Genomic DNA, 22,453 nt, shown 5'->3' on the forward strand with positions numbered 1-22,453 from the left:
CAGTGCGGCGGCGCGGCCAATAACAACAAGACGACAATGACACCGGAGGAGAAACCGTGACCACAAGAGCATTCGAGGACTACGGCGATCATGCTGTTACCGTCGCCCCTGCCGAGCAGACCGCGAGCAGCCGTCGGCGCATTCTGATCGCCGGCACCATCGGCACCGCGATCGAATGGTACGACTTCTTCATCTATGGCCTGATCGCGCCGTTGGTGTTTGATCAGCTGTTCTTTCCGAAATTCGACCAGCTCACAGCGAGCATTGCGGTGTTTGCGACGTTCGCCGTCGGATTTCTGGCACGCCCGCTCGGCGGGCTCGTGTTCGGCCATTTCGGCGATCGCGTGGGCCGAAGATCCGTACTGTTGTCCACGCTGCTCCTGATGGGGCTCGCGACCATGTCGATCGGATTGTTGCCGACCTACGCCAGTGCCGGCGTGGCCGCGACCATCGCGCTCGTCGTGCTGCGCTTCCTCCAGGGCTTTGCGCTCGGCGGCGAGTCGACCGCGGCGATCCTCATGGCGATCGAGACGGCGCCCGGCCACCGGCGTGGCTTCTCGGCCGCGGTGATCCAGGCTGCGGGCCCCGTCGGCGTCGTGCTCGCCTCGTTTGCGGCGCTCGCGATCTCGCGACTACCGGAGGCGGACCTTTTGTCATGGGGGTGGCGCGTTCCATTCCTGATCAGCGCAGTGCTGGTGGCGCTCGGGGTCTACATGCGCTGGCGCATCGAGGAGAGCGCGACGTTCCGCAATGCGGGAGAGTCCGAAACGGTGCCGGCCGTCGAGGCGATCAGGGGACATTGGCGGCCGATTCTCATCGTGTTCTTCGCCGAGATGGCGCAGACGTCCTACTTCTACCTGACGGCCATCTTCACCATCTCCTTCGCGACGCGCCAGCTCGGGGTCCAGAAGGACGTGATCACGCAGGCCGTGCTGTTCGCCAATCTCGTCGGGCTGGTGGCCATGCCCCTGATCGGCGCCTGGTCCGACCGGATCGGGCGGAAGCGCCTGTTCCTGGCCGGCGTCATGCTCGCAGCAGCCTCGATGTTTGCATTCTACGGCGTGGTCGCGAGCCGCGACACGCTGCTGGTGACGGGCGCGGTGATCCTCGCCGCGGGCATCATCCATCCGCTGATGTTCAGCACGGAAGGAAGCTATTTCCCGGAGCTGTTTCCGACCCGCATCCGCTTCACCGGTGTGTCGATCGGCAAGCAGCTCGGGACGGTGCTCGGCGGCGGCATCGCGCCGCTCGTCGCCACCAGCCTGTTTGCGCAGACGGGCTCCACTTACGCGATCACCGGATACTACGTCGCGCTCGCGCTCGCGGCGATGATCGCGCTCGGCTTCGCGCACGAAACCAGCAAGTCGCGGCTGCTCGGCTGAGCCAAGCCACAAACATCAGGGAGGTTCTCATGGACGTCAGTCTTCTCATCAACGGGCAGGACCGGGCCGCTTCCAGCGGCAAGGTGTTCGAGCGGCGCAATCCGCTCTCGCAGGAGGTCGCAAGTCGCGCGGTCGCCGCAACGGTGTCCGACGCCGATGCCGCGGTGGCGGCGGCTGCCGCGGCGTTTCCCGCATGGTCGGCGCTCGGCCCGAACGCGCGGCGTGCGCTGCTGCTGAAAGCGGCTGATACGCTCGATGCCAAGCGCGACGCCTTCATCAAGATCATGATGACCGAGATCGGCACGACAGAGGTCTGGTCGGCCTTCAACGTCAAGCTCGCATCCGGCATGCTGCGCGAGGCGGCATCGCTGACGACGCAGATCGCCGGCGAGGTGATCCCGTCGGACAAGCCGGGATGCATTGCGATGTCCGTTCGCCAACCGGCCGGCGTGTGCCTCGGCATCGCGCCGTGGAATGCCCCGATCATTCTCGGCGTCCGCGCCGTGGCGACGCCGCTCGCTTGCGGCAACACCGTCGTGCTCAAGGCGTCCGAGATCTGCCCGGGAACACATCGGCTCGTCGGCGAGGTGTTCAGGGATGCCGGCTTCCCGCCCGGCGTCGTGAACGTCGTCACCAATGCGCCGGCCGATGCCCCCGCATTGGTCGAACGCCTCATCGCCAATCCTGCGGTGCGGCGGATCAACTTCACCGGCTCGACCCGCGTCGGCCGCGTCATCGCCGAGCTCGCCGGACGCCACCTCAAGCCGGTGCTGCTCGAGCTCGGCGGCAAGGCACCGCTGGTCGTGCTCGACGATGCCGACCTCGATGCTGCCGTCGCGGCGGTGGCGTTCGGCGCCTTCATCAACCAGGGCCAGGTCTGCATGTCGACCGAGCGGGTGATCGTCGACGAGGCGGTGGCCGCGTCCTTCGTCGAGAAGCTCGCGAAGAAGGCGAGCGCGCTTCCGGCCGGTGACCCGCGCTCAGGCCCGGTGGTGGTCGGCTCGATGATCGACGAAGCGCCGGCCAAGCATGTCATCGCGCTGATCGACGACGCCATCGGCAAGGGCGCGGTCAAGCTCGCAGGGGGAGACCGCGCCGGTACGGTCGTTCCGGCAACCGTGCTCGACCGTGTCGCGCCCGGCATGCGCATCTACGCCGAGGAGAGCTTTGGCCCCGTCGTCTCGGTGATCCGCGCACGTGGCGTGGACGAGGCCGTGCGGCTCGCGAACGACACCGAATACGGCCTCTCGGCCGCTGTGTTCGGCCGCGACGTCGCGCGGGCGCTGACGGTGGCCCAGCGTATCGAAAGCGGCATCTGTCACGTCAACGGACCGACCGTGCACGACGAAGCGCAGATGCCCTTCGGCGGCGTGAAAGGATCGGGCTACGGCCGGTTCGGCGGGCAGGCCGGGATCGCCGAGTTCACCGATCTGCGCTGGATCACCATCGAGACGCAGCCGCAGCACTATCCGTTCTAAGCCGGCAAGCGAAGCCTACCAGGACGTCAGTTCATGAATGCGAAAGTTCTCTCGGTTCGGGAAGCGACCCTCGGTGTGCTTCGCTCCTTCGGCGTCGATCGCGTCTTCGGCAACCCAGGCTCGACCGAGCTTGCGTTTCTCGGCGACTGGCCTGACGACATCGACTACGTGCTCGGCTTGCAGGAAGGCTGCGTCGTCGGCATGGCCGATGGTTATGCGCAGGCGACGGGCCGGCCCGCCTTCGTCAACCTGCACTCGGCGGCCGGGCTCGGCCACGCGCTCGGCAATCTCTACACCGCATTCCGCAACAAGACGCCGATGGTCGTGACTGCGGGGCAGCAGGCGCGCAGCCTGCTCAGGATGCGGCCTTATCTCTTTGCCGAGGATGCCGAGCAATTTCCAAAGCCTTATGTGAAATGGAGCGCGCAACCCGCGCGGCCCGAGGATGTCCCGGCGGCCATCGCGCAGGCCTTCCTCACCGCCATGCAGCATCCGCGCGGCCCGACATTCGTGTCGGTGCCATCGGATGATTGGGCACGGCCGGCAGTCGCGCCGCCGGTCCGCCACATTGCAACGGAGTTTGCGCCCGATCCGGCGGCGATCGTCCGGCTCGGCGCAGCGATTGCAGCGGCCAACAGACCTGTCTTTGTCGTCGGGCCCGAGATCGATCGCAATGGCTGTGTCGAGGCGATGGTCGCGGTCGCCGAGCAGGCGAGGGCGGCCGTGTGGGCAAGTCCGATGTCGAGCCGCTCGAGCTTTCCGGAATTGCATCCGCAATTCGCGGGCTTCCTTCCGGCAGCGCCGGAAGGGTTGGCCGGCGCCCTGCGTGGCGCCGATCTGATCGTTGTGATCGGCGCGCCAGTGTTCACCTTCCATGTCGAAGGGCCATGCGAATTGCTCGATGACGGACCGCCGGTCTGGCAGATCACCGACGATCCGACCGAGGCCGCCTCCGCGGCCGTCGGTGACACCATCATCAGCACGCTCCCCAAGGCGCTCGCTGCGCTGTCTTCGGCGCTGCCGGACGCCGCGGAGCGCGAGGTGCCCGCCGCGCGGGCGCAGCCTGCCTCGCCTGCTGCACAAAATCCGATTCCGCCGGCCTATGCGCTGAGCCGGCTGTCCGCGCTGATGCCGCGCGACGCGATCGTGGTCGAGGAGGCGCCGTCGCATCGTCCCGCCATCCAACGCTTCCTGCCGCGGCCGGGCGCGGACAGTTTCTACACCATGGCGAGCGGCGGGCTTGGTTACAGCCTGCCGGCCTCGGTCGGCGTGGCATTGGCGCGGCCCGGCCGCCGCATCGTCGCCCTGATCGGCGACGGGTCGGCGATGTATTGCGTTCAGGCGATCTGGACCGCCGCGCAACGCGCTCTGCCGATCACCTTCGTGATCATGAACAATTCGGGCTATGGCGCGATGCGTGCTTTCAGCCGGCTCATGCAGGCACATCGCCCGCCCGGAATCGACCTGCCCGGGCTCGATTTCGTGGCGCTCGCCAGGGGAATGGGTTGCGTGGGGTGGCGCGTGAGCGATGTCGGTGATGTCGACCGCATCTTGAGCGAAGCGTTGGCCTCACGCGGTCCCGCGCTGGTCGACATCGCGGTCGACGACGCCACGACGGATCTCTTCAGTCACCCGCGCTAGCGGGCGGTGGAGGGATTGGTTCGTGCGGGCAACACGGCTGCTGGAATTCTGCTCGCGAAGGCACTGGTCTTGGGTTGGACACGCGATCCGTCGATCACCTCGAGCCGGCCGCAGCGGTTCAAGGTATGCAGCTTCCTGCCAGGCCATGCCGGTCCCGGCTTCAAGGAGTGGCGGACGATCTGCTTGAACGCCGTGGGCGACAGTTCGACCACCTCCGCCAGGGCGAGCGCTGCGCCGTATCCGTCGGTACAGTCCTGGACCGGTCGCCACAATTTGTCATCGAGGGTGACGAAATTCCCCGCCGGCCGCGTGCTGGCGCGGTCGATCAAGACCGGATTGCTGGCGTGGGGCAGCCAGGGCCCCAAGAGGCGATCGGCGTAATAGATCGCCAGCGAATCCGAATAGCCACCCGTTCCGTCGCGCCAGGCGCCAAACAGATAATGCAGGCCGTTGTGCCGCGTGATCGTGACGTCGGCCAGCTCGAGGCCGGAAAGGAGCGTTGCGTATCGCTCCCATTTGTCCGGAAACCGAATGCATTTGTAGAGGGCGACGTCCCCGCGGATCGAGCTCTCCGGGATCATCCACAGCTCGCCACCGTCCTCGATCAGAAACGGATAGGAGAGGTGCCAGGGCTCCTCCAGCACCGGTATCACCTCGCCGATCGGCCCCGTGTCGTTGAACTCGATCGCCGAAATGATGCCTTTTTCGATACGGTGATCGAGATCCTCGAAGAAGACGAATGTCCGTCCCTGCCACGTGATGGGAAAGGGATCGGCGTAGAAGTGGTTTCCAGGATCTCCCAGAACGTTCCAGCTTGGACCCGACAGATCTCCGGTCTGCCAGACGCCGGCGCCGTCATTGAAGCGCCATCCGACATGCCAATGCGGGGCATAGCAGCAGAGGCGATAGATCTCCTTCGCGATCGATACGGCGAGGCCTCGCGCGACGTAGCCAGCGGGTCCGCGGCGCGGGCCACTTCCAGCGGGGCGCGCCAGCTGCGGCACGATGCGCGGCCTTCCCGACAGGATCGCTGCCATCATGGTCAGCGTCCGCGCCATGACCGTTTCGAACGCGCCGCTGAGGCCCGCGGCAATTTCTCCGGATGGATGGCCGCGGTCGAGGATTGAACCGTCGATCTCGTTAACGATGTCGATCACGGGCAGGTCGCCGGCGAGAATGGCGGCGAGCGCGGCATTCTCGCCCGCAATTCCGTTGAACAGCGGCCGAAGATACAGCCGGGCAGAGCAGTTCGGATCCCGCGCGGCGCTCGTAAAATCGACGATCACGTCGGCCGTCTCGGTACGAACCTGCGTCCGTTCCGGAATGATGCTCAGCTTGCCGGCGCCGCTATGTTTGCCCTTGTGCAACACCACGCGTTCGAGCTCGAACAGGGCGTCGAGACCCGCGGGCCGCGGCTCCGCCGTTGGCACCCATACGATTTGAACCGGAACGTCCCGGCCGTCGATCGTCAGCGTCTCGCGGCCCATCCACTGCCGCGCATACTCGCGTTCACAGCGAAACTCGATGATCATGTCGAGCCAATCTATTTCAACGTATCAGGTCAAATGACCTGGTTGAGAATTCGAACGTATTCCTCCACCATGGCATCTACCGAATAGCGCAATCTCAGGCCCTTGGCATTTTGTCGCAGCTCGTCGCTCAGCGGTTTGTCCGTCAGCATCTTGGAGACGGCTGCGGAGAGCTTTGCATGATCGGAGGCGTCGACGAAGAGTGCAGTCGGTCTTCCTTCGTAGGACAACACTTCGCGCAGGACGGGAAGATCGGTCACGACGGAGGGAACCCCGGCGTTCGCGGCCTCCACCGCAGCCAAACCGAAGGTTTCGGCTTGTGTCGGAAATACGAACACGTCCAGACAGGCCAGGAACGCCGCCATCCGGCTGGGGGCGATTTCCCCGAGCAAATGTAGTCGGTCCGAGACGTTCAAGTCATGCGCGAGCTGCCTCAGCCGGGTCTCGTCGGCTCCCTGGCCGGCGAGCGCAAGGTGCCAGGACGGTTGATCCGGCAGCAGACGTATCGCCAAATCGAGCCGCTTGTGCGGATGCAGCCTTGCTGCGCAGCCAAGCAATATGCGATCCGGCGGCAGATTGAATTGATGTCGTGCAGCCTCCTTCGACAGGGTGAGGGCCTTGTCGTCGAAGCCGTGCGGCACATGCACCATGCGCGACCGGTAGGCCGCGGGGTAGCGCGAATATTCGCGCTGCATGTCCTGCGAATTGAGCGTGATGCAGTCAAAGAAGCCGAGGCTGCCCATGGCGATGTCGGCGGAGCGGATCGGCCAGCTCATCGACAGCGCGGATGAGACCTGATTTGCGACGACCGGTGCACGGCTGACGAGGCGCGTGACGCCAGCGCCGATGACATTGCCGAAATGCTGGAATGTCAGGACGGCGTCGGGCCTGGTGGTCCGGATATGGCGGCCGAGCGTCCACAGCATCCGCAGCAGCGCCCCCGGATTGCCCGGCCGGCTCGGCGCGCAGTAGAGCGTATCGGGCGGCTCATCGAAGGAGTCCGATTTGCGGAAGAAGAATAGATTGGTGACCCGGTAGCCGCGAGCGGTCAGCCCGGCGCCGAGAAGCCGGGAGATCTCTTGCGCGCCGGCGTTCTCGGCCTGGGTTTGGGCAAGAAGCACGTGCAGCTTCGGCCCGCCGCTGTCCAGCCGCGCGGGTGCCGTCGCGCTCGTCTTGCCCAAGTCCTTGTTCGGCTGATAGTGGAGCACGGATCCCGACCCGCTAAAGAAACGAAATCTTCACCTTCTTAACTCCGTACCTATCATGCGGGCATCGCGTGGACACCGACTAGCAACAAACGGAGTTAATGCGAGGCTATGGCTACGACGTCGTTCGCGCAGCATTTCCGCTGGTTCCCGGATGGCGCACAGCGGGCGCGTTAACCAATCGGCCTTGCGCGCTGCGGGCGCGTGACTGCGGACCCGAGCGACGGCGCGATGACACCTAGTCACGCGAGTCCGCACTGCGGACTGCATAGGTGCCGCGCCTCGATGCAGAGAAGCGCAAGAGCACGAGAACGGAAGGATCCACCCCGGTTCGCCGGCGGCAGAGGACGTTCAGGGCAATGGTTGCGAGCGCGAGCGACACGGTCGCCGAGATCGCCGCGCCGAGCACGCCGAGCCAGGGAATGAGAACGAGAAATCCCGCGAGCCGCAGCGCGACGTTGGCGGCAACGACGGGGACATAGATTCGTTCATGACCGGTCAGCTGCAGGATCGCAGCAGACGGGCCGCCTGCCGCCTGGATGGCCGTTCCGATTGCGAGCACGATCAAGACCGAGTGCTGCGCGGTGAAATGAGGTCCGAACAGGTTGAGAAGATAGGGGCCGCCGATCCAGATCGTGGCGAGACCGGCGATGACGCAAAGCGCGGTCACTTCCGCCATCAACTGCAAAGTCCGCTCGAACTCCTTTTGGTTCTTGCTGAAGTACAGCGAAGGAAGCCGGCGCGCGCCGAACGTGTACAGCGCTGCGGACAGCATGGCGAAGATGTTGGCGAGGCGCGAGGCGGCAAAGTAGATTCCTGCAGTCGCCGGATCCAGCATCCAGTAGACCAGAATGACGTCGAAATACTGGTTGGCGACTTCAAGGATGGATGCGAGCCAGAAGTGAAGGGCGCTCGATCGCCAGCGGGCCGTCTCGGAGCGCGCCGGCGTACCGCGCAAATCCGGCAGCACTCGCGCGATCGAAACGATCTGTGCAACCAGGCCCGCCGACATGGCCATTGTCATCACCGCGAACAACTCGGCGGGATCGAGTTGCCGATGCCCGAGCAGCATGGTGAGCAGGAACAGAACGACGATGACCCGCCAGAAGAACTCGCGATTTCCTTCGCCCATGAGAATGCTGACCAGCGAGCGTGCGATCTGGCTTCCGAGCATCACTCCGGCATTGACGGCCGTGTAGGCTGACACCGCAAGGATCAGCAGCCACCAGTCGCCTCTCACGCTCGCCGCGACGGCGATCCCGCCGATCACGATCAGCATTGCGACCGAGGCGATCTTCAAGCTTGATAGGAGGACGCCTTTGGTAAGGTCCGGCCTTTCGCCGACCTGATACTCGTTCAGGAATCGCACCAGCAGGGATTCCTGGCCGACCAGTCCCACGACGGCTGCGATCTGGGCCACCGAAAGCCAGGTCGCAAAGATGCCGAAGCCATCAGGCGACATCGTCCGTGCCGCCAGCGAGAACAATGCAAACGCCAGCACGCCGCTGCCAACCTTGAGGAGGATGGTCCCGACAACACCGCGCGTGACATCGCGCCGCATGAACTGGAGGATGGAGTCGATCATGGAGGGGGACATGTTCCGATACCGGCGCCAGCCTAGCATGCCGAAAAATCGTGAGTGTTAATGGACGGCTTGCAAGATCTTGCCGGTCGCGACGATATCGCGGTTACGCAGGTTGCTTCACTCTGGAACATCGCCGTCCCCATTGTCCCAAACAGTGCAAATCCGGCTCGCGCGACTGACGGCATAGCGCCGCATCGACGACCGAAGAAGGCGAGATCAGCCGTTTGAGTGCGGAATGGCTCGCGGGGATCGGCCGCCGAGACGTCGGAATCCGGAATTTGCAGAGCATCCCGAGCAAGACGCGTGCCGCGATGGCGGCGGCGGGCCCGGCGCTTCCGGTCGTTAACCTCAATCTTCGGAAATGTTCGCACCTGGCCCTGCGATGCGACATCAGGCGAGAGAATTGCACTGGAAGCGCCGTTAACCTGGGAGCAGGAGCCATGACGACGGATAGAACCGTGACCGAACCGATCGATGGGGGCGAGACCGCAACGATCGTCTCGGACATCGCTATTGTCGGCGGCGGCCTTGCGGGATCGCTTGCGGCGGCCGTGCTGGCGCGGGCAGGGCATCGCGTTGCTCTCGTCGACAAGCGGGCGGTCTATCCGGACGAGTTCCGGGTCGAAAAGATCGGCGGCCATCAGCTGGAGTTGCTCCGCAAGCTGGACTTCCTCAGCGCGCTCGACGGTGTCGCTTGCCGATATGATCGGGTGCTCAATATCCGGGAGGGCAAAGTGGTCGATGTCAGCGTCGGCCAGGCTTACGGATTTCCCTATGCCGATCTCGTCGCCATGGCGCGCAGCCAGATACCCGATCCATCCAGCCTGATCGTCGACGAGGTCACAGCGATCAGCAACAGCGACGACGTCCAGCATCTCGAGCTGGCCTCCGGACGGCGCGTGACGGCTCGCCTCGTTGTCCTCGCCACGGGCATGGCGGGAGTCCTGGGTTACAAGCTCGGCATCAGGCGGCGCGTGCTGGCCGAGCGCCATTCGGTTTCGTTCGGCTTCACGATCGCTCGCAAGGACCGTAGCCCGTTCGATTTCGAGGCGTTGACCTGCTACGGCGAACGTACGGCCGATGGCATCGACTATCTCAGCCTGTTTCCCGTTCGTGCCGGCATGCGGGCCAATCTCTTCATGTTCCGCGATCCGACCGATCCGATCATGCGCGAGTTGCGTCGCGAACCGGAAGCAACCGTTTTGCGCCTGCTGCCGGGACTGCAATCCTACCTCGGCGATTTCCGCGTGACCGACCGGGTCCAGAATTGGGTGATGGATCTGACCGTCGTCGAGGGACATCTCCAGCCCGGCGTCGTGCTCATCGGCGATGCGTTCCAGACCAATTGTCCCGCCGCCGGCACGGGCGTCGCCCGCCTGCTGATGGACGTCGACCGTCTTTGCACCGAATACGTGCCGCGGTGGCTCATGACCGCAGGCATGGGCCGAGAGAAGATCTCGCAGTTCTATTCCGACCGCGACAAGATCGCGGCGGACCAGCAGTCGCTGAAGATGGCGCGGTTCCGCCAGGCGCTGACATCCCGCAACGATATCGGCTGGGACGTTCGGCGACGGTTGCATTTCCTGCGGCGCAGTCTGGCACATCGCGTCGATCAGATGCATCCGGGCTGGCTCGGGCGTGTCCGCGGCGCCTTGCGCGCTTGAGGTTCTGCGCCCCTGCGCCTGGCGTCGGTCAGCGCGTGGGAGTTGGGGGGCGGGCGGGCTGGAGCCTCAAATCCGATAGCCGCTTGGCCGCCAGCTTGAGCCAAGGCGCCTGCTTCAGCGCGAAGAGGGCGATGGCGCCGATGGTGCTGCCGACCTGCGTGACCTCCCACATCGGCGAAGGCTGCCCGCCGAACAATTTCTTGTATGGCTCGTCGCCGATCGTGAAATCGAGCATCTGATCTCCGCGCTGGATACAATCCCGCGCCACTTGCTCGAACGTCAGCGCGCCGAGGGACTGGCTCTTGTAACCGGCGATGTCGAAGGCGCTCATGATGATGAGGAAGCTGCCCCGATGACACAGCCCGAGCACGGCGGCAATCACTTCGCCGTCCATCTTCATGGCATAGAGGCGGACAAAGGAGCCCAGGCCACGAAGGGCGACGTCGGAATAGAAGCCGTAGTATTCGGGGCGCTGCAGCAGATCCCCGTCGCCCTGTGCGTGAAAGCGTGGGCCGCGAAACTTCCTCATGACGTCCATCGCATCGAGCACGGAGGCGCTGTCGCCGCAGCATGAGAAGCTCAGCGCGCCTTTCTTCTGGAGCTGACGATATTTCTTTGCGAGCTCCTTCTGATAGGAGCGATCCATCGCGCGAGCCTGCCATTGCTCGAACGGTGCAACGAGAACCGTGGCGTAGGCATTGGTGTCCATCGATACGCGGCGGGACGTGGCCAGAAGGTTTTCGATCGGAAGGCGGGCGTCAGGCAGCTTGGCCATTCGGAGCAGATCGAACGGGCGGACAAGACGCCTTATCTGCGCGCATGCAGCGGCGTCGTCGAGCAGTTGCGAAAACACCTCTGGACTACAAACCGGCGCCAGATAGTCGGAAACGCGAAGGTCGGCGAACTCGACGGTTCGTATCGGACCACGCCGGATCCGGAGCAGGGGCAGCACCATCGCAAGGGCCCCCGACGCGCGGTAGCGGACCACGACGACCAGAGCTGTTGCAACCGCTTCCGGCGCGAGCCTGGTGTAGAGGCTATGCAGCCAGATCGGATGCTGGAAAGCAGTGGCAGCCGAGCGATCAAACAGCTCTGCATATTCCGGAGACAGAAAGTCGAACGACTGCTCGATGACGATGTCGAACGTGTTGCTAAGCTTGTTCATGAGCAATCGGGGAAACCAGGTCATTCGCGAGCGTCGATCGAGCCGTAGCTGCGCTTATAGCAAGGTCGTTACGGGTCGGACACCGGCAGCGTGCGATTTGCATTAATGCGTTCAACCATGTGCGTATCGTTACCAAATTCTTAAATGCCGGCGGCGCATGAACCTGAGACTGAGGATGAGATCGTGCCGGGCCTGCTTGATGCCAGATGACGCTCTGTCGGCTGGAATTCACTCTCCGACGAATCCGACAGCCAGCAGCGACGCCTGTCGTTCGTGTTGGGAAGTGCCAATGCATCGGCTTGGTTTGGTCCATCGCCAGGTTCACGCGCCAGGCCTGAAAACAGGACATCCGGCGTGCCCTGATGTCTCCGCTGCATCGCGGCGGTGCCGCGCTCGGCTGCACAGTTTTGCTGCAACACGATACGAATCGCGGCAGCTTTCGCTGCAATAACGCGCTTGACTTCGTAACCGATCTCAACGACCGTGCTACGCGAGCGTTGGGCAGTTCAGCCCGTCAACGCAGCGAGCTTCAACCATTTCCAACATCACGCGGGTTTTGCGTGCTCGGTTGGCGGCGAGGGCGCCCTCGGCTTAACGGCCGATGGGCGCCTTTTTTATTTTGGGACGAGTGATGGCGCGGACGAAATATCGGATCGGCGTAATGCTCTCGACGACGGGGTCCTATAGCGTTGTCGCGCGTTCGATGCTGAACGGGGCGCTGCTCGCCTTTCGCGAGATCAACGCGAGTGGTGGCGACATTGCGCTGGAGCCGGTCGTCGTCGATCCGTCCGGTGACCTCGCGCGCTATCGTTCGCTCAGCCTCGAGCTTCTCGGATCCGGCATCCGCCATGTGGTCGGCTGCTACACCTCATCGAGCCGCAAGGAGGTGATCCCGTGCTTCGAGAAGCTCGACGGACTGCTGTGGTATCCGTCTCACTACGAGGGATTCGAGAGTTCCGATAACGTCATCTATACCGGCGCCGCGCCGAACCAGCATGTGCTGCCACTCGTCGACTACCTGGCATCCCGCCTTGGTTCGCGCGCCTTCTGCGTCGGCTCCAACTACATCTGGGCCTGGGAAAACAATCGCATCTTCCGAGAGGCATTGACTGCGCGCGGCGGCACCGTGCTCGCCGAACGTTACCTCTCGGTCGGCGATACCGAGGTCGACCAGGTAATCGCGGCAATCATCGACCAGCGCCCCGACTTCGTGTTCAACAATTTAATCGGCACCAGCGCTTATGCCTTCTTCCGGGCGTTTCGGGCCGCCTGCCGCGCGCGCGGCATCGATCAGGCTGGAGAAATCCCGGTCGCGAGCTGTACGCTGTCGGAACCGGAATTGCCGGAGATCGGCCCGGATGCGATCGATGGACATCTATCGTCAAGCGTCTATTTTTCTTCGCTGACCTCTGCGGAAAACGGCGCCTTCATTCGCGCCTACACCACGTCCTTTCCGGACGGACCTGTCTCGTCGGCAGACGCCGAAGCGTCTTACATCGCCGTCAAGCTGCTCGGAGCAGCCTTGTCGCAGGCCGGCACCGACGACGCCCGCACGGTACGCGCCGCCGTGGCAGACCAGCGACTGCACGCGCCGCAAGGCGAGGTCCGCATTGACCGCCAAACTTTCCACGCCTGGCTCACGCCTCGGATCGGCCGGTCGACCGGCAGCGGCCAGTTCGAAGTGCTGCTGGAATCCCGCGAGCCGATCGCGCCGGATCCCTATCTCGTTCAGTCGTCGCCGCGCTTTGCCAGCGCAATGCGCTCTCCGCTTTTGAAGGTGGTGCAATCATGAGCTCTCGACTGCTGCAGAATTTCAAGGGCGGCCGTGCCATCGTCGTCACCAGGCGAGGAGGCTGGGAAAGCACCCTCGAAACGACACTGGCCAAGCTCGGCGTTTCCACGGAATATCCGGAAATCATCGACGGTCGTGCACAGATCGATGTTGCGTGTCTCCAGGCCGATCGCGACATCCTGTTCGTCGACGGCGATCTCGAAGGCGCGGTCGCGATCGAGGTCAACCCAGCCTCGCGGCTGCCTCCGGTGCCGGTGATCGGTCTCGTCGGCGTCGAGGCGCCGAGCCGGCTGAAGGCGCTGGTCAATCTCGGCGCCACTTCGTTCCTGCGCAAGCCGGTGCATGGCGGCGCGGTCTACACCTCTCTGTTCATGGGCATCAACCAGTTCCTGCTGCGCGCCGAAATGTACGAGCGCCTGCAGGACCTCGAGGAGCGCCGCCGCGGCCGCCGCGCGGTGATCCGGGCCGTCATCCTGCTGATGCAGCAGGACGGCCTCGACGAGGAAGGTGCCTATTCCCAGCTCCGTCGCGACAGCATGCACGCGCGGCAGAACATGGAACTCTATTGCGAGGAGTTTCTAAGCAGGCGGGCGAAGCCGCCCGATACGTCCGGCCGCACGACCGGCATCACGCTGCAAGGCGGCAAGAAGCAGGCCATCTAGGAGAAGCAAAATGAGCAAGTCTGTATTGCGGGGGCTGCGCGCCGCAGCCCTCACGGGGACGCTTGTCCTCGGATCATCCCTCGGGTCGCACCCGGCGCTCGCGGCGGAAAACCCCATCAAGCTCGGCGTGCTGGAGGATCAGTCCGGCGACTTCGCCGCGGCGACGATCGGCAAGGTCCACGCCATCCAGCTCGCCGCCGACGAGATCAACAAGGCCGGCGGCATCATGGGCCGGCCGCTGGAGCTGGTCGCTTACGACACCCAGTCCGACAACACCCGCTATCAGGAGTTCATGCGGCGCGTGCTCCAGCGCGACAAGGTCGACGTCGTATTTGCGGGCTTCTCCTCGGCCTCGCGCGAGGCATATCGCCCGATCGTCGACCAGTTCAACGGCTTCGCCTTCTACAACAACCAGTATGAAGGCGGCGTCTGCGACGGCCACATGATCGTGACCGGCGCCGTGCCCGAGCAGCAGTTCTCCACGCTCATCCCCTACATGATGGAGAAGTACGGCAAGAACGTCTACACGCTCGCCGCCGACTACAATTTCGGCCAGATCTCGGCGGAGTGGGTGCGCAAGATCGTCAAGGAGAACGGCGGCAAGATGGCCGGCGAGGAGTTCATCCCGCTCGGTGTGTCGCAGTTCTCCCAGAGCATCCAAAATATCCAGAAGGCCAAGCCCGACTTCGTGGTCACGCTGCTGGTCGGCACCGCGCAGGCCTCCTATTACGAGCAGGCGGCCTCCGCAAACGTCAACTTGCCGATGGCGTCCTCGGTCAACGTCGGGCAGGGCTACGAGCACAAGCGCTTCAAGCCGCCGAGCCTGAAGGATATGTTCGTCACCACCAACTACATCGAGGAGATCGACTCGCCCAAGAGCAAGGAGTTCTACGCCAAGTTCAAGGCCAAGTTCCCGAGCGAGCCCTATGTGAACCAGGAGGCGGAGAACTCGTATCTCGCGGTCTATCTCTACAAGCAGATGGTGGAGCGCGCGAAATCGACCAAGCGCGAGGAGATCCGAAAGGTGATCGCGCTGGGCGACGTCTGCATGGACGCGCCGGAGGGCAAGGTCTGCATCGATCCCAAGAGCCAGCACATGTCGCACACGATCTATCTCGCCAAGGTCGGCGCCGATCACTCGATCTCCTTCCCAAAGGTCTGGGAGGACATCAAGCCGTACTGGCTGGGTGAGGCCGGCTGCGATCTCACCAAGAAGGATCCGATGGCCCAGTACACGCCGTCGAATCCGCCGCCGAAACCCTGACCGGCGGCCGATCGCTCCGGGGCTTCCGGCACGCCTCCGGCGTTGCCGGTGCGCCGGGGCGATCACCGATTGCCCGCGGCGGCGAGGCCGCATCCTCCCACATCCTGGTTGATTCATGGACATTGCGACCCACGTCTTCTCGGCGCTCTACCAATTCGGCGATGCCTTCGCGTTCCTGGTGCTCTCGGCCTGCGGGCTTGCGGTGATCTTCGGCATGATGGGCGTGATCAATCTCGCCCATGGCGAATTCATCATGTGCGGCGCCTACGTCACCGCTGCGACCGTGCATGCCGGCCTGCCGCTGCCGCTGGGAATTTTGGCCGGCACCCTCGTGTCGGCGCTGGTCGGCGTCGTGGTCGAGCTCGCGGTGATCCGTCATCTCTACGACCGGCCGCTCGACACCATCGTCGCGACCTGGGGACTCAGCCTGATCGCGACGCAGGGCACGCTGATCATGGTCGGCTCGACCATGGCCGGCGTCGGCACGCCGTTCGGCAGCTTCCAGGTCGGCGATTACTCCTATTCGATCTACCGCATCGTGCTGTTTTGCGCCGCCCTCGGCGTGCTCGCCGCGCTCTATGCGCTGTTCAACTGGACGCGGTTCGGCGTGCTGGCGCGCGCGACCATTCAAGTGCCGCACATGGCGGCGGCGCTCGGCGTCGACACCCGCCTGATCTACAGCCTCACTTTCGCTTGCGGGGCAGGGCTCGCCGGCCTTGCCGGCGGTCTCTACGCGCCGACCATGACGCTGGTGCCGACCATGGGGGCGACCTTCATCATGGAGGCCTTCGTCACCGTCGTGATCGGCGGCGCCGACGTCTTCCTCGGCACCGCGCCGGCCGGCACCGTGCTTGCGGTGGTGAAGTCGGCGATGACGTCCTGGCAGGGGCAGCTGTTCGGTCAGATCGGCCTGCTGGTCGCCGTCATCATCGTGGTCCGGGTGCTGCCGAAAGGCATCTCCGGCTTCGTGCTGCGCGAGCGCACCTGACGGAGTGATGGCGTCGTGACCGGTCTTCTCGCAATGTTTCGCCGTCTCGAAGGGCCGCAGACCGCTGGTCGTGGTCCGGCCTTCTGGGGCCTGTTCGCACTCGTGCTCGCCGTCGCACTCGCTTATCCGCTGTTCAGCGACGGCTACACGGTCGGTAACACCGTCTATTTCTTCGTCTGGGTGTTCATCGCGCTCAGCCTGTGCCTGATCTGGGGCTATGGCGGCTCGCTTTCCTTCGGCCAGACCGCCTTTTTCGGGATTGCGGGCTACGGCTACGGCATCCTCACCATCAATTTCGGCTCGGCCTACGGCTTCACGCTGGTGGCGCTGGTCGCGGCGGTGGCGATCGCCGCGCTGTTCGCGGTCCTGCTCGGTTACTTCATGTTCTTCGGCCGTATCGCCGGCGTCTTCCTCGGCATCGTCACGCTCGCCGTCACCTTGATGCTGGAACGCTTCATGGCACAGACCGCGGGGCCGGAATGGCATATCGGGACTGCGCGGCTGAACGGCTTCAACGGCATGAGCGCGATGCCGCCGCTGACCATCCCCTGGCCGGGCGAGCCCATCGTGCTGTTCGCCGATGTCGGGCTCTACTACCTCGTGCTCGGCCTTCTGGTCTTCGTCTATCTGGCCTTGCGTATCCTGATGAATTCGTCGTTCGGCAACGTCATCGTCGCGATCCGCGAGAATCCTGAAAGGGCGGAGATGCTGGGCTACGACATCCGCAAATACCAGCTCATCACCTTCGTCATCGGCGCCGCGCTCGCAGGGCTCTCCGGCGTGCTCTACACCGTCTGGGGGCAGTACATCACGCCGTCGAGCATGGGCATGACGGCCGCGGCACTGCCGCTGATATGGGTCGCAGTCGGCGGCCGCAGCGATTTGACATCGACCGTGATCGGCACGCTGGTGGTGCTCGCCGCGTTCCAGGCGCTGACGATCTACGGCAGCCAATACGCGCTGGTCTTCATGGGCGTTCTGCTGGTGCTCACGGTGCTGATCGCTCCCAACGGTCTCGTGCTCGGGGTGATGAACTGGCTTGGCCGCATCGCCACCCGCCTGACGCAGAGGGCCGGTTGATGTCGCTGCTCGAATTGCGCAAGCTGAACAAGCATTTCGGCGGACTGCACGTCACCAACTCCGTGGACCTCACGCTGCGCGCGGGCGAGATCCATTGCCTGATCGGCCCGAACGGCGCCGGCAAGAGCACGCTGTTCCGCCTGATCCTAGGCGAGCATCATCCCGGCAGCGGCGACATTCTCTTCGCCGGAGAGAACATCACGGCGCTGAAATCCTTTGCGCGGATCCACCGTGGCCTCTCGGTCAAATTCCAGGTGCCCGGCGTCTTCAAGGGCCTGTCGGTCCGCCAGAATCTCGAGATCGCGCTGCAGAGCCGGCATCGCGGGAGGGAGCTCGAAGCGGAGATCGGGCGGCTTCTGGCCTTCCTCGGGTTGGAGTCCGAACAGGCGCAGATCGCCGGCAATCTCAGCCATGGCCAGAAACAATGGCTCGAGATCGGCATGGCGGTCAGCTTGAAGCCGCGCCTGCTGCTGCTGGACGAACCCACGGCAGGCATGTCGCCCGAGGAAACCCACATGACCGGCGAGATGGTGCAGCGGCTCAATGCCGACGGCATGACGGTGCTGGCGATCGAGCACGACATGGCCTTCGTCCGGCAGGTTGCGCACCGCGTCACCGTGCTGCATCTTGGCCAAGTATTCGCGCAGGGCTCGATCGACGAGATCGTGGCCGACGAACGCGTGGCGGCGATCTATCTGGGGCAGGCCCATGCTTGATCAGCCGCGCAAGGAAGTGATCCTGTCGACCCTGGCCCTGCGTGCCGGCTATGGCGGTAAGCCCGTGCTCCAGGGGCTCGAGATCGAGGTACGGGAAGGGGAGATCGTCGCCGTCATCGGTCGCAACGGCGTTGGCAAGTCCACGCTAATGAAGAGCCTGATCGGGCTCGTGCCGGCGATGAGCGGCTCGATCGTCTATCGCGGCGAGGCGGTGGAGTCTCTTCCCGCGCACAAGCGGGCGCGCCTCGGCATGGGCTATGTGCCGCAGGGGCGCGACGTGTTTCCGCGCCTAACGGTCGGCGAGAACGTCGCCGTCGGCGCCGCGATCAAGGGCGGCGGCATTCCGGAAGCCGGCCGGCGCAGGATCGTCGAGGCCTTTCCGATCCTTAGAGAGCGCTGGCATCAGCGCGCCGGCACCATGTCCGGCGGCCAGCAGCAGCAGCTCGCGATCGGACGCGTGCTGATCGCCGATCCCAACCTGATCCTGCTCGACGAGCCTTCGGAGGGCATTCAGCCCAACATCGTCCAGGACATCGCGCGCAACATGGTCGAGCTCAACCACAGGACCGGAGTGACCATCATCCTGGTCGAGCAAAATCTCGACATGATCCGAGCCATGGCGCAGCGCTGCTACGTCATGGACAAGGGCCGCATCGTCGCCAATCTCGACCGCGCGGCACTCGACGACGCGGCCGAGATGCGCCGTCATCTCGCGGTTTGAAGACTCACGCCAACGACAGAAGGAGAAAAGAAAATGTCCTGGCAGAAAGACTCCATCATGGCCCGCAAAGGCCTCGCCAAAGGCGAGCGCGGCACGACGTACACCATCACGGAGAGCGAGCAGGGCAAGTACCACTATGTCTATGGCCCCTATGTGAAGCCGGTGCTGACCGTCGATCCCGGCGCCGTCGTTTCCGCAGAGACCCATGATGCGTTCGAGGGCGCCATCAAGAAGGAGACCGACAGCCCGTCGAAGATTCTCAACTTCCCGTTCCTCAATCCGCAGAACGGGCCGATCCACGTCAATGGCGCCGAGAAGGGCGATACGCTCGCGGTCTATATCGAGAGCATCGTGCCGCGCGGGCCGCAGCCGCGCGGCACCACGGTGATCATGCCGGAGTTTGGTGGCCTGGTCAGCACGGGCAACACGGCGCTGCTCAATCCGGCGCTGCCCGAGCGCGTCAAGAAGCTGGAGATCGACGCCAAGACCGGCACCAAGTGGAACGACAAGATCACGCTGCCCTATGAGCCCTTCATCGGCACCATCGGCACCTCGCCGGAGATCGAGGCGATCTCCTCGCTCGTTCCGGACTATTACGGCGGCAACATGGACCTGCCGGATGTCGGCGTCGGCGCCGTCATCTACCTGCCGGTCAACACCAAGGGCGCGCTGCTCTATCTCGGCGATTGCCATGCCGCGCAGGGCGATGGCGAGCTCTGCGGCGTCGCCATCGAGCATCCGACCGTGACCACGGTGCAGGTCGACCTCATCAAGAACTGGACCATCGCCTGGCCGCGGCTGGAAACGAAGGACGTCATCATGACGATCGGCTCGGCCCGGCCGATGGAGGATGCGGCCCGCATCGCCTATCGCGAGCTCTGCCGCTGGATGGCGGCCGATTACGGCTTCGACGAGATCGACGCCTACATGCTGCTGACCCAGGCCGGCCGCGTCAGGCTGGGCAACATGGTCGATCCCAAATACACGTTGGGCGCCTCCATCAAGAAGTCCTATCTCGCCTGAGGCCGATCGGAATGTCCACCATTCACAAGGTCGCCGCCGTTCAGTTCGAGCCGACCATGTTCGAGAAGGCGCGCAACATCGCGCGCCTGCTCGAGCTCTGCGAGCAGGCGGCGGCGGCCGGTGCAAAGCTCATCGTCACGCCGGAGATGGGAACGACCGGCTATTGCTGGTTCGATCGTGCCGAGATTGCGCCGTTCGTCGAGACCATCCCGGGACCGACCACGAGCCGCTTCGCGGCGCTCGCGCGCAAGCATGACTGCTACATCGTGGTCGGCATGCCCGAGGTCGACGAGGACAACATCTATTTCAACACTGCCGTCCTGATCGGGCCTGACGGCATCGTCGGCCGTCACCGCAAGACGCATCCCTACATTTCCGAGCCGAAATGGGCCGCGGCCGGCGACCTGCACAACCAGGTGTTCGAGACCCCGATCGGGCGCATCGCTTTGCTGATCTGCATGGACATCCATTTCGTCGAAACCGCGCGGCTGATGGCGCTGGGCGGTGCGGATGTCATCTGCCACATCTCGAACTGGCTGGCGGAGCGTACGCCCGCGCCTTACTGGATCAGCCGCGCCTTCGAGAACGGCTGCTATGTCATCGAGAGCAACCGGTGGGGGCTCGAGCGCACGGTGCAGTTCAGCGGCGGGAGCTGCGTGATCGCACCGGACGGGCAGGTGATCGCCGTGCTCGACAAGGGTGACGGCGTGCTGCTGTCGGAGATCGATCTCGACACCGCACGCGCGCGCCGCGTGCTTGGGGAGGCCGTCTTCGCGCAACGCCGGCCGGACCTCTATCCGGAGCTCTTGACCGACACCTTCAGCTGGAACCCGCGTGATTTCTTCGGCCTCTACGGCCACGAGCCATGGCCAGCCGGAAAGACGTCGCAGGTCAGTGTCGCGCAATTTTCGCCTCGCGATGACGTCGACCTGAACTTCACGGAGATCGCAGCACTTGCGCGCAAGGCCCGCGCGGAAGGCGCGGATCTCGTCGTGTTCCCGGAGCTTGCAGTGACCGGTCTCGGCGATCCCGCGGCATCGGCGCAGCCAATACCTGGCCGGGCGACCGATCGCCTCAAGGCACTCGCCGCGGAGCTGGGTCTCTATCTGGTCTGTGGCCTCGCAGAGCGCGCCGGGGACGTGCTCTACAACAGCGCCTGCCTTGTCACGCCGGATGGGGACATCTCGGTCTATCGCAAGACGCATCTCACCGCCGATGAGCGAAGCTGGGCAACGGCCGGAGAAGGCTGGACCGTCGTCGACACGCCGATCGGCCGCATCGGGCTATTGATTGGCCACGACGCCTCGTTTCCGGAGGCGGGCCGGGTGCTGGCGCTGCGCGGCTGCGATCTCATCGTCTGTCCTGCCGCCATCAAGGGGCGCTTCAGTTCGTCGCATGCCGGCACGGAGGTCGAACAGCCGATGCCGATTCCGACCGGCCCGGATCCGCTCCACTGGCATCATTTCCGCGTTCGCGCGGGCGAGAACAACCTGTTTTTTGCCTTCGCCAATGTCGTCGATCCCAAGCGCGGCTATCCTGGACTCAGCGGCGTGTTTGGCCCTGACACGTTCGCGTTCCCGCGGCAGGAGGCGATCGCGACCGGAGGCACGGGGCTTGCAACCGCGCTGGTCGACACCACCAATCTCGACAGCGTCTATCCGACCAATGTGGTGCGGCGAAAGGATCTGGTGTCGATGCGCATGCCGCACAGCTATCGCGGATTGGTCAAAACGGCTGCGAGCAACTACTGAACCAAGAAGAAGGATGCGGACCATGGATCTGGGACTCAAGGGCGCCAAAGTTCTCGTCACGGGAAGCACCAAGGGAATCGGCCGGGCGATCGCCGAAACCTTTGCCGCCGAGGGTGCCGACGTCGGTGTGTGCTCGCGCAATCTGGCCGAGGTCGAAAGCACGGTCGCCGCGCTCAAGGCCAAGGGCGTCGCGGCCTATGGTGGTGCGGTCGACGTCGCCGACGCCGCGATTCTGAAGAGCTGGGTCGGCGATATGGCGTCGAAGCTCGGCGGCATCGATGTCGTCGTCGCCAATGTCAGCGCGCTTGCGATCGGACAGGACGACGAGAGCTGGCAGAAGGAGTTCTCGACCGACATGATGGGCACAGTGCGGCTCGTGAACGCGGCCATGCCGTTTCTGGAGAAGAGCAAGGCCGGCGCGATCGTCACCATCTCCAGCGTCTCTGGGCGCGAGGTCGATTTCGCGGCCGGCCCCTACGGCACCTTCAAAGCCGCCATCATCCACTACACGCAAGGTCTCGCCAATCAACTCGCGCACAAGGGCATCCGCGCCAACACGGTCTCGCCCGGCAACACCTATTTCGAAGGCGGTGTCTGGAACACCATCAAGGACAACAATCCCGAACTGTACAAGACGGCGCTTGCGCTCAATCCCACCGGCCGGATGGGCACGCCGCAGGAGATGGCGAACGCAGTCGTATTTCTCGCAAGTGGCGCCGCCAGTTTCATCACAGGAACGAACCTCGTCGTCGACGGTGCCTTGACGCGCGGTGTGCAATTCTGAGGCATGAACGCTGAAGCGCGAAT

18 protein-coding genes are annotated in these 22,453 nt (G+C 64.3%); 14 read left to right on the forward strand and 4 right to left on the reverse strand.

Annotation, left to right across the window (positions count from 1 at the left end; all coding sequences use genetic code 11):
* Nucleotides 1-56 precede the first annotated feature (56 nt).
* Genes CVM73_RS05095 through mdlC form a run of 3 tightly spaced genes read left to right on the forward strand, consistent with a single transcriptional unit; the run spans nucleotide 57 to nucleotide 4,501 of the window.
* A complete protein-coding gene (locus CVM73_RS05095) occupies nucleotides 57-1,382 on the forward strand; it encodes an MFS transporter (protein ID WP_100230919.1) in 1,326 nt (441 codons plus the stop codon).
* A 29-nt stretch (nucleotides 1,383-1,411) separates the two neighbouring features.
* Nucleotides 1,412-2,860 carry an aldehyde dehydrogenase gene (locus tag CVM73_RS05100; protein ID WP_100230920.1) on the forward strand — a complete coding sequence of 483 codons (1,449 nt, stop codon included), beginning with the start codon at nucleotides 1,412-1,414 and terminating at the stop codon, nucleotides 2,858-2,860.
* A gap of 33 nt (nucleotides 2,861-2,893) precedes the next feature.
* A complete protein-coding gene (gene mdlC / locus CVM73_RS05105; RefSeq protein WP_100230921.1) occupies nucleotides 2,894-4,501 on the forward strand; it encodes a benzoylformate decarboxylase in 1,608 nt (535 codons plus the stop codon).
* Here the strand turns inward: mdlC and CVM73_RS05110 are convergent.
* The 3 genes from CVM73_RS05110 to CVM73_RS05120 all read right to left on the reverse strand — a co-directional run bounded on the left by CVM73_RS05110 (nucleotide 4,498) and on the right by CVM73_RS05120 (nucleotide 8,820).
* The gene (locus CVM73_RS05110; RefSeq protein WP_100230922.1) at nucleotides 4,498-6,033 is read right to left on the reverse strand and encodes a glucosamine inositolphosphorylceramide transferase family protein; all 1,536 of its coding nucleotides are present in this window, start codon (nucleotides 6,031-6,033) and stop codon (nucleotides 4,498-4,500) included. The two genes, mdlC and CVM73_RS05110, sit on opposite strands and share 4 nt — an antisense overlap.
* Nucleotides 6,034-6,062: 29 nt before the next feature.
* The gene (locus CVM73_RS05115; protein ID WP_100230923.1) at nucleotides 6,063-7,238 is read right to left on the reverse strand and encodes a glycosyltransferase family 4 protein; all 1,176 of its coding nucleotides are present in this window, start codon (nucleotides 7,236-7,238) and stop codon (nucleotides 6,063-6,065) included.
* 235 nt (nucleotides 7,239-7,473) lie between these two features.
* Nucleotides 7,474-8,820 (reverse strand): oligosaccharide flippase family protein, encoded by a 1,347-nt coding sequence (locus CVM73_RS05120; protein WP_100231124.1) that lies wholly within the window; start codon nucleotides 8,818-8,820, stop codon nucleotides 7,474-7,476.
* Between the two features lie 440 nt (nucleotides 8,821-9,260).
* Between CVM73_RS05120 and CVM73_RS05125 the strand changes: the two genes are divergently transcribed.
* Entirely contained in the window at nucleotides 9,261-10,484 is a 1,224-nt protein-coding gene (locus tag CVM73_RS05125; RefSeq protein ID WP_100230924.1) for an FAD-dependent oxidoreductase, read from the forward strand.
* 28 nt (nucleotides 10,485-10,512) lie between these two features.
* Here CVM73_RS05125 and CVM73_RS05130 read toward each other — a convergent pair whose 3' ends face one another.
* Entirely contained in the window at nucleotides 10,513-11,649 is a 1,137-nt protein-coding gene (locus CVM73_RS05130; RefSeq protein ID WP_100230925.1) for a GNAT family N-acetyltransferase, read from the reverse strand.
* 631 nt (nucleotides 11,650-12,280) lie between these two features.
* On the opposite strand from CVM73_RS05130, the gene CVM73_RS05135 reads away from it, so the two are divergent.
* From CVM73_RS05135 to CVM73_RS05180, 10 genes are all read left to right on the forward strand, one after another.
* Complete coding sequence (locus CVM73_RS05135) at nucleotides 12,281-13,441, forward strand: transporter substrate-binding domain-containing protein (RefSeq protein ID WP_100230926.1); 1,161 nt, start codon at nucleotides 12,281-12,283, stop codon at nucleotides 13,439-13,441.
* Nucleotides 13,438-14,103, forward strand: a complete 666-nt coding sequence (locus CVM73_RS05140) for an ANTAR domain-containing response regulator (RefSeq protein ID WP_100230927.1) — start codon at nucleotides 13,438-13,440, stop codon at nucleotides 14,101-14,103. Before CVM73_RS05135 ends, CVM73_RS05140 begins: the two co-directional genes overlap by 4 nt.
* 10 nt (nucleotides 14,104-14,113) lie before the next feature.
* Nucleotides 14,114-15,367: an urea ABC transporter substrate-binding protein gene (locus CVM73_RS05145; protein ID WP_100230928.1), complete on the forward strand. Its 1,254-nt coding sequence runs from the start codon at nucleotides 14,114-14,116 to the stop codon at nucleotides 15,365-15,367.
* Between the two features lie 115 nt (nucleotides 15,368-15,482).
* The gene (locus tag CVM73_RS05150; protein WP_100230929.1) at nucleotides 15,483-16,355 is read left to right on the forward strand and encodes an ABC transporter permease subunit; all 873 of its coding nucleotides are present in this window, start codon (nucleotides 15,483-15,485) and stop codon (nucleotides 16,353-16,355) included.
* Between the two features lie 33 nt (nucleotides 16,356-16,388).
* Entirely contained in the window at nucleotides 16,389-17,435 is a 1,047-nt protein-coding gene (locus tag CVM73_RS05155; protein WP_430641288.1) for a branched-chain amino acid ABC transporter permease, read from the forward strand.
* Nucleotides 17,435-18,151 carry an ABC transporter ATP-binding protein gene (locus CVM73_RS05160; protein ID WP_100230931.1) on the forward strand — a complete coding sequence of 239 codons (717 nt, stop codon included), beginning with the start codon at nucleotides 17,435-17,437 and terminating at the stop codon, nucleotides 18,149-18,151. The genes CVM73_RS05155 and CVM73_RS05160 overlap by 1 nt, the downstream gene beginning before the upstream one ends.
* On the forward strand, nucleotides 18,144-18,872 hold the full coding sequence (locus tag CVM73_RS05165; protein ID WP_100230932.1) for an ABC transporter ATP-binding protein: 729 nt from the start codon (nucleotides 18,144-18,146) through the stop codon (nucleotides 18,870-18,872). The genes CVM73_RS05160 and CVM73_RS05165 overlap by 8 nt, the downstream gene beginning before the upstream one ends.
* A 33-nt stretch (nucleotides 18,873-18,905) precedes the next feature.
* Complete coding sequence (locus CVM73_RS05170) at nucleotides 18,906-19,895, forward strand: acetamidase/formamidase family protein (protein ID WP_100230933.1); 990 nt, start codon at nucleotides 18,906-18,908, stop codon at nucleotides 19,893-19,895.
* A gap of 11 nt (nucleotides 19,896-19,906) precedes the next feature.
* Complete coding sequence (locus tag CVM73_RS05175; RefSeq protein ID WP_100230934.1) at nucleotides 19,907-21,646, forward strand: nitrilase-related carbon-nitrogen hydrolase; 1,740 nt, start codon at nucleotides 19,907-19,909, stop codon at nucleotides 21,644-21,646.
* Nucleotides 21,647-21,668: 22 nt separating this feature from the next.
* A complete protein-coding gene (locus CVM73_RS05180) occupies nucleotides 21,669-22,430 on the forward strand; it encodes an SDR family NAD(P)-dependent oxidoreductase (protein WP_100230935.1) in 762 nt (253 codons plus the stop codon).
* The last annotated feature ends 23 nt before the right edge of the window (nucleotides 22,431-22,453 follow it).

The organism is Bradyrhizobium forestalis (assembly GCF_002795245.1).
Taxonomy (GTDB): domain Bacteria; phylum Pseudomonadota; class Alphaproteobacteria; order Rhizobiales; family Xanthobacteraceae; genus Bradyrhizobium; species Bradyrhizobium forestalis.

What these genes read in the sequence shown, in the direction of transcription:
- CVM73_RS05125 (WP_100230924.1), top strand. Translation starts at nt 9,261, where the DNA reads ATGACGACGGATAGAACCGTGACCGAACCGATCGATGGGGGCGAGACC.
- CVM73_RS05110 (WP_100230922.1), bottom strand. Translation starts at nt 6,033, where the DNA reads ATGATCATCGAGTTTCGCTGTGAACGCGAGTATGCGCGGCAGTGGATG.
- CVM73_RS05180 (WP_100230935.1), top strand. Translation starts at nt 21,669, where the DNA reads ATGGATCTGGGACTCAAGGGCGCCAAAGTTCTCGTCACGGGAAGCACC.
- CVM73_RS05130 (WP_100230925.1), bottom strand. Translation starts at nt 11,649, where the DNA reads ATGAACAAGCTTAGCAACACGTTCGACATCGTCATCGAGCAGTCGTTC.
- CVM73_RS05140 (WP_100230927.1), top strand. Translation starts at nt 13,438, where the DNA reads ATGAGCTCTCGACTGCTGCAGAATTTCAAGGGCGGCCGTGCCATCGTC.
- CVM73_RS05160 (WP_100230931.1), top strand. Translation starts at nt 17,435, where the DNA reads ATGTCGCTGCTCGAATTGCGCAAGCTGAACAAGCATTTCGGCGGACTG.
- CVM73_RS05155 (WP_430641288.1), top strand. Translation starts at nt 16,389, where the DNA reads ATGTTTCGCCGTCTCGAAGGGCCGCAGACCGCTGGTCGTGGTCCGGCC.
- mdlC (WP_100230921.1), top strand. Translation starts at nt 2,894, where the DNA reads ATGAATGCGAAAGTTCTCTCGGTTCGGGAAGCGACCCTCGGTGTGCTT.
- CVM73_RS05100 (WP_100230920.1), top strand. Translation starts at nt 1,412, where the DNA reads ATGGACGTCAGTCTTCTCATCAACGGGCAGGACCGGGCCGCTTCCAGC.
- CVM73_RS05170 (WP_100230933.1), top strand. Translation starts at nt 18,906, where the DNA reads ATGTCCTGGCAGAAAGACTCCATCATGGCCCGCAAAGGCCTCGCCAAA.
- CVM73_RS05145 (WP_100230928.1), top strand. Translation starts at nt 14,114, where the DNA reads ATGAGCAAGTCTGTATTGCGGGGGCTGCGCGCCGCAGCCCTCACGGGG.
- CVM73_RS05135 (WP_100230926.1), top strand. Translation starts at nt 12,281, where the DNA reads ATGGCGCGGACGAAATATCGGATCGGCGTAATGCTCTCGACGACGGGG.
- CVM73_RS05120 (WP_100231124.1), bottom strand. Translation starts at nt 8,820, where the DNA reads ATGATCGACTCCATCCTCCAGTTCATGCGGCGCGATGTCACGCGCGGT.
- CVM73_RS05175 (WP_100230934.1), top strand. Translation starts at nt 19,907, where the DNA reads ATGTCCACCATTCACAAGGTCGCCGCCGTTCAGTTCGAGCCGACCATG.
- CVM73_RS05150 (WP_100230929.1), top strand. Translation starts at nt 15,483, where the DNA reads ATGGACATTGCGACCCACGTCTTCTCGGCGCTCTACCAATTCGGCGAT.
- CVM73_RS05165 (WP_100230932.1), top strand. Translation starts at nt 18,144, where the DNA reads ATGCTTGATCAGCCGCGCAAGGAAGTGATCCTGTCGACCCTGGCCCTG.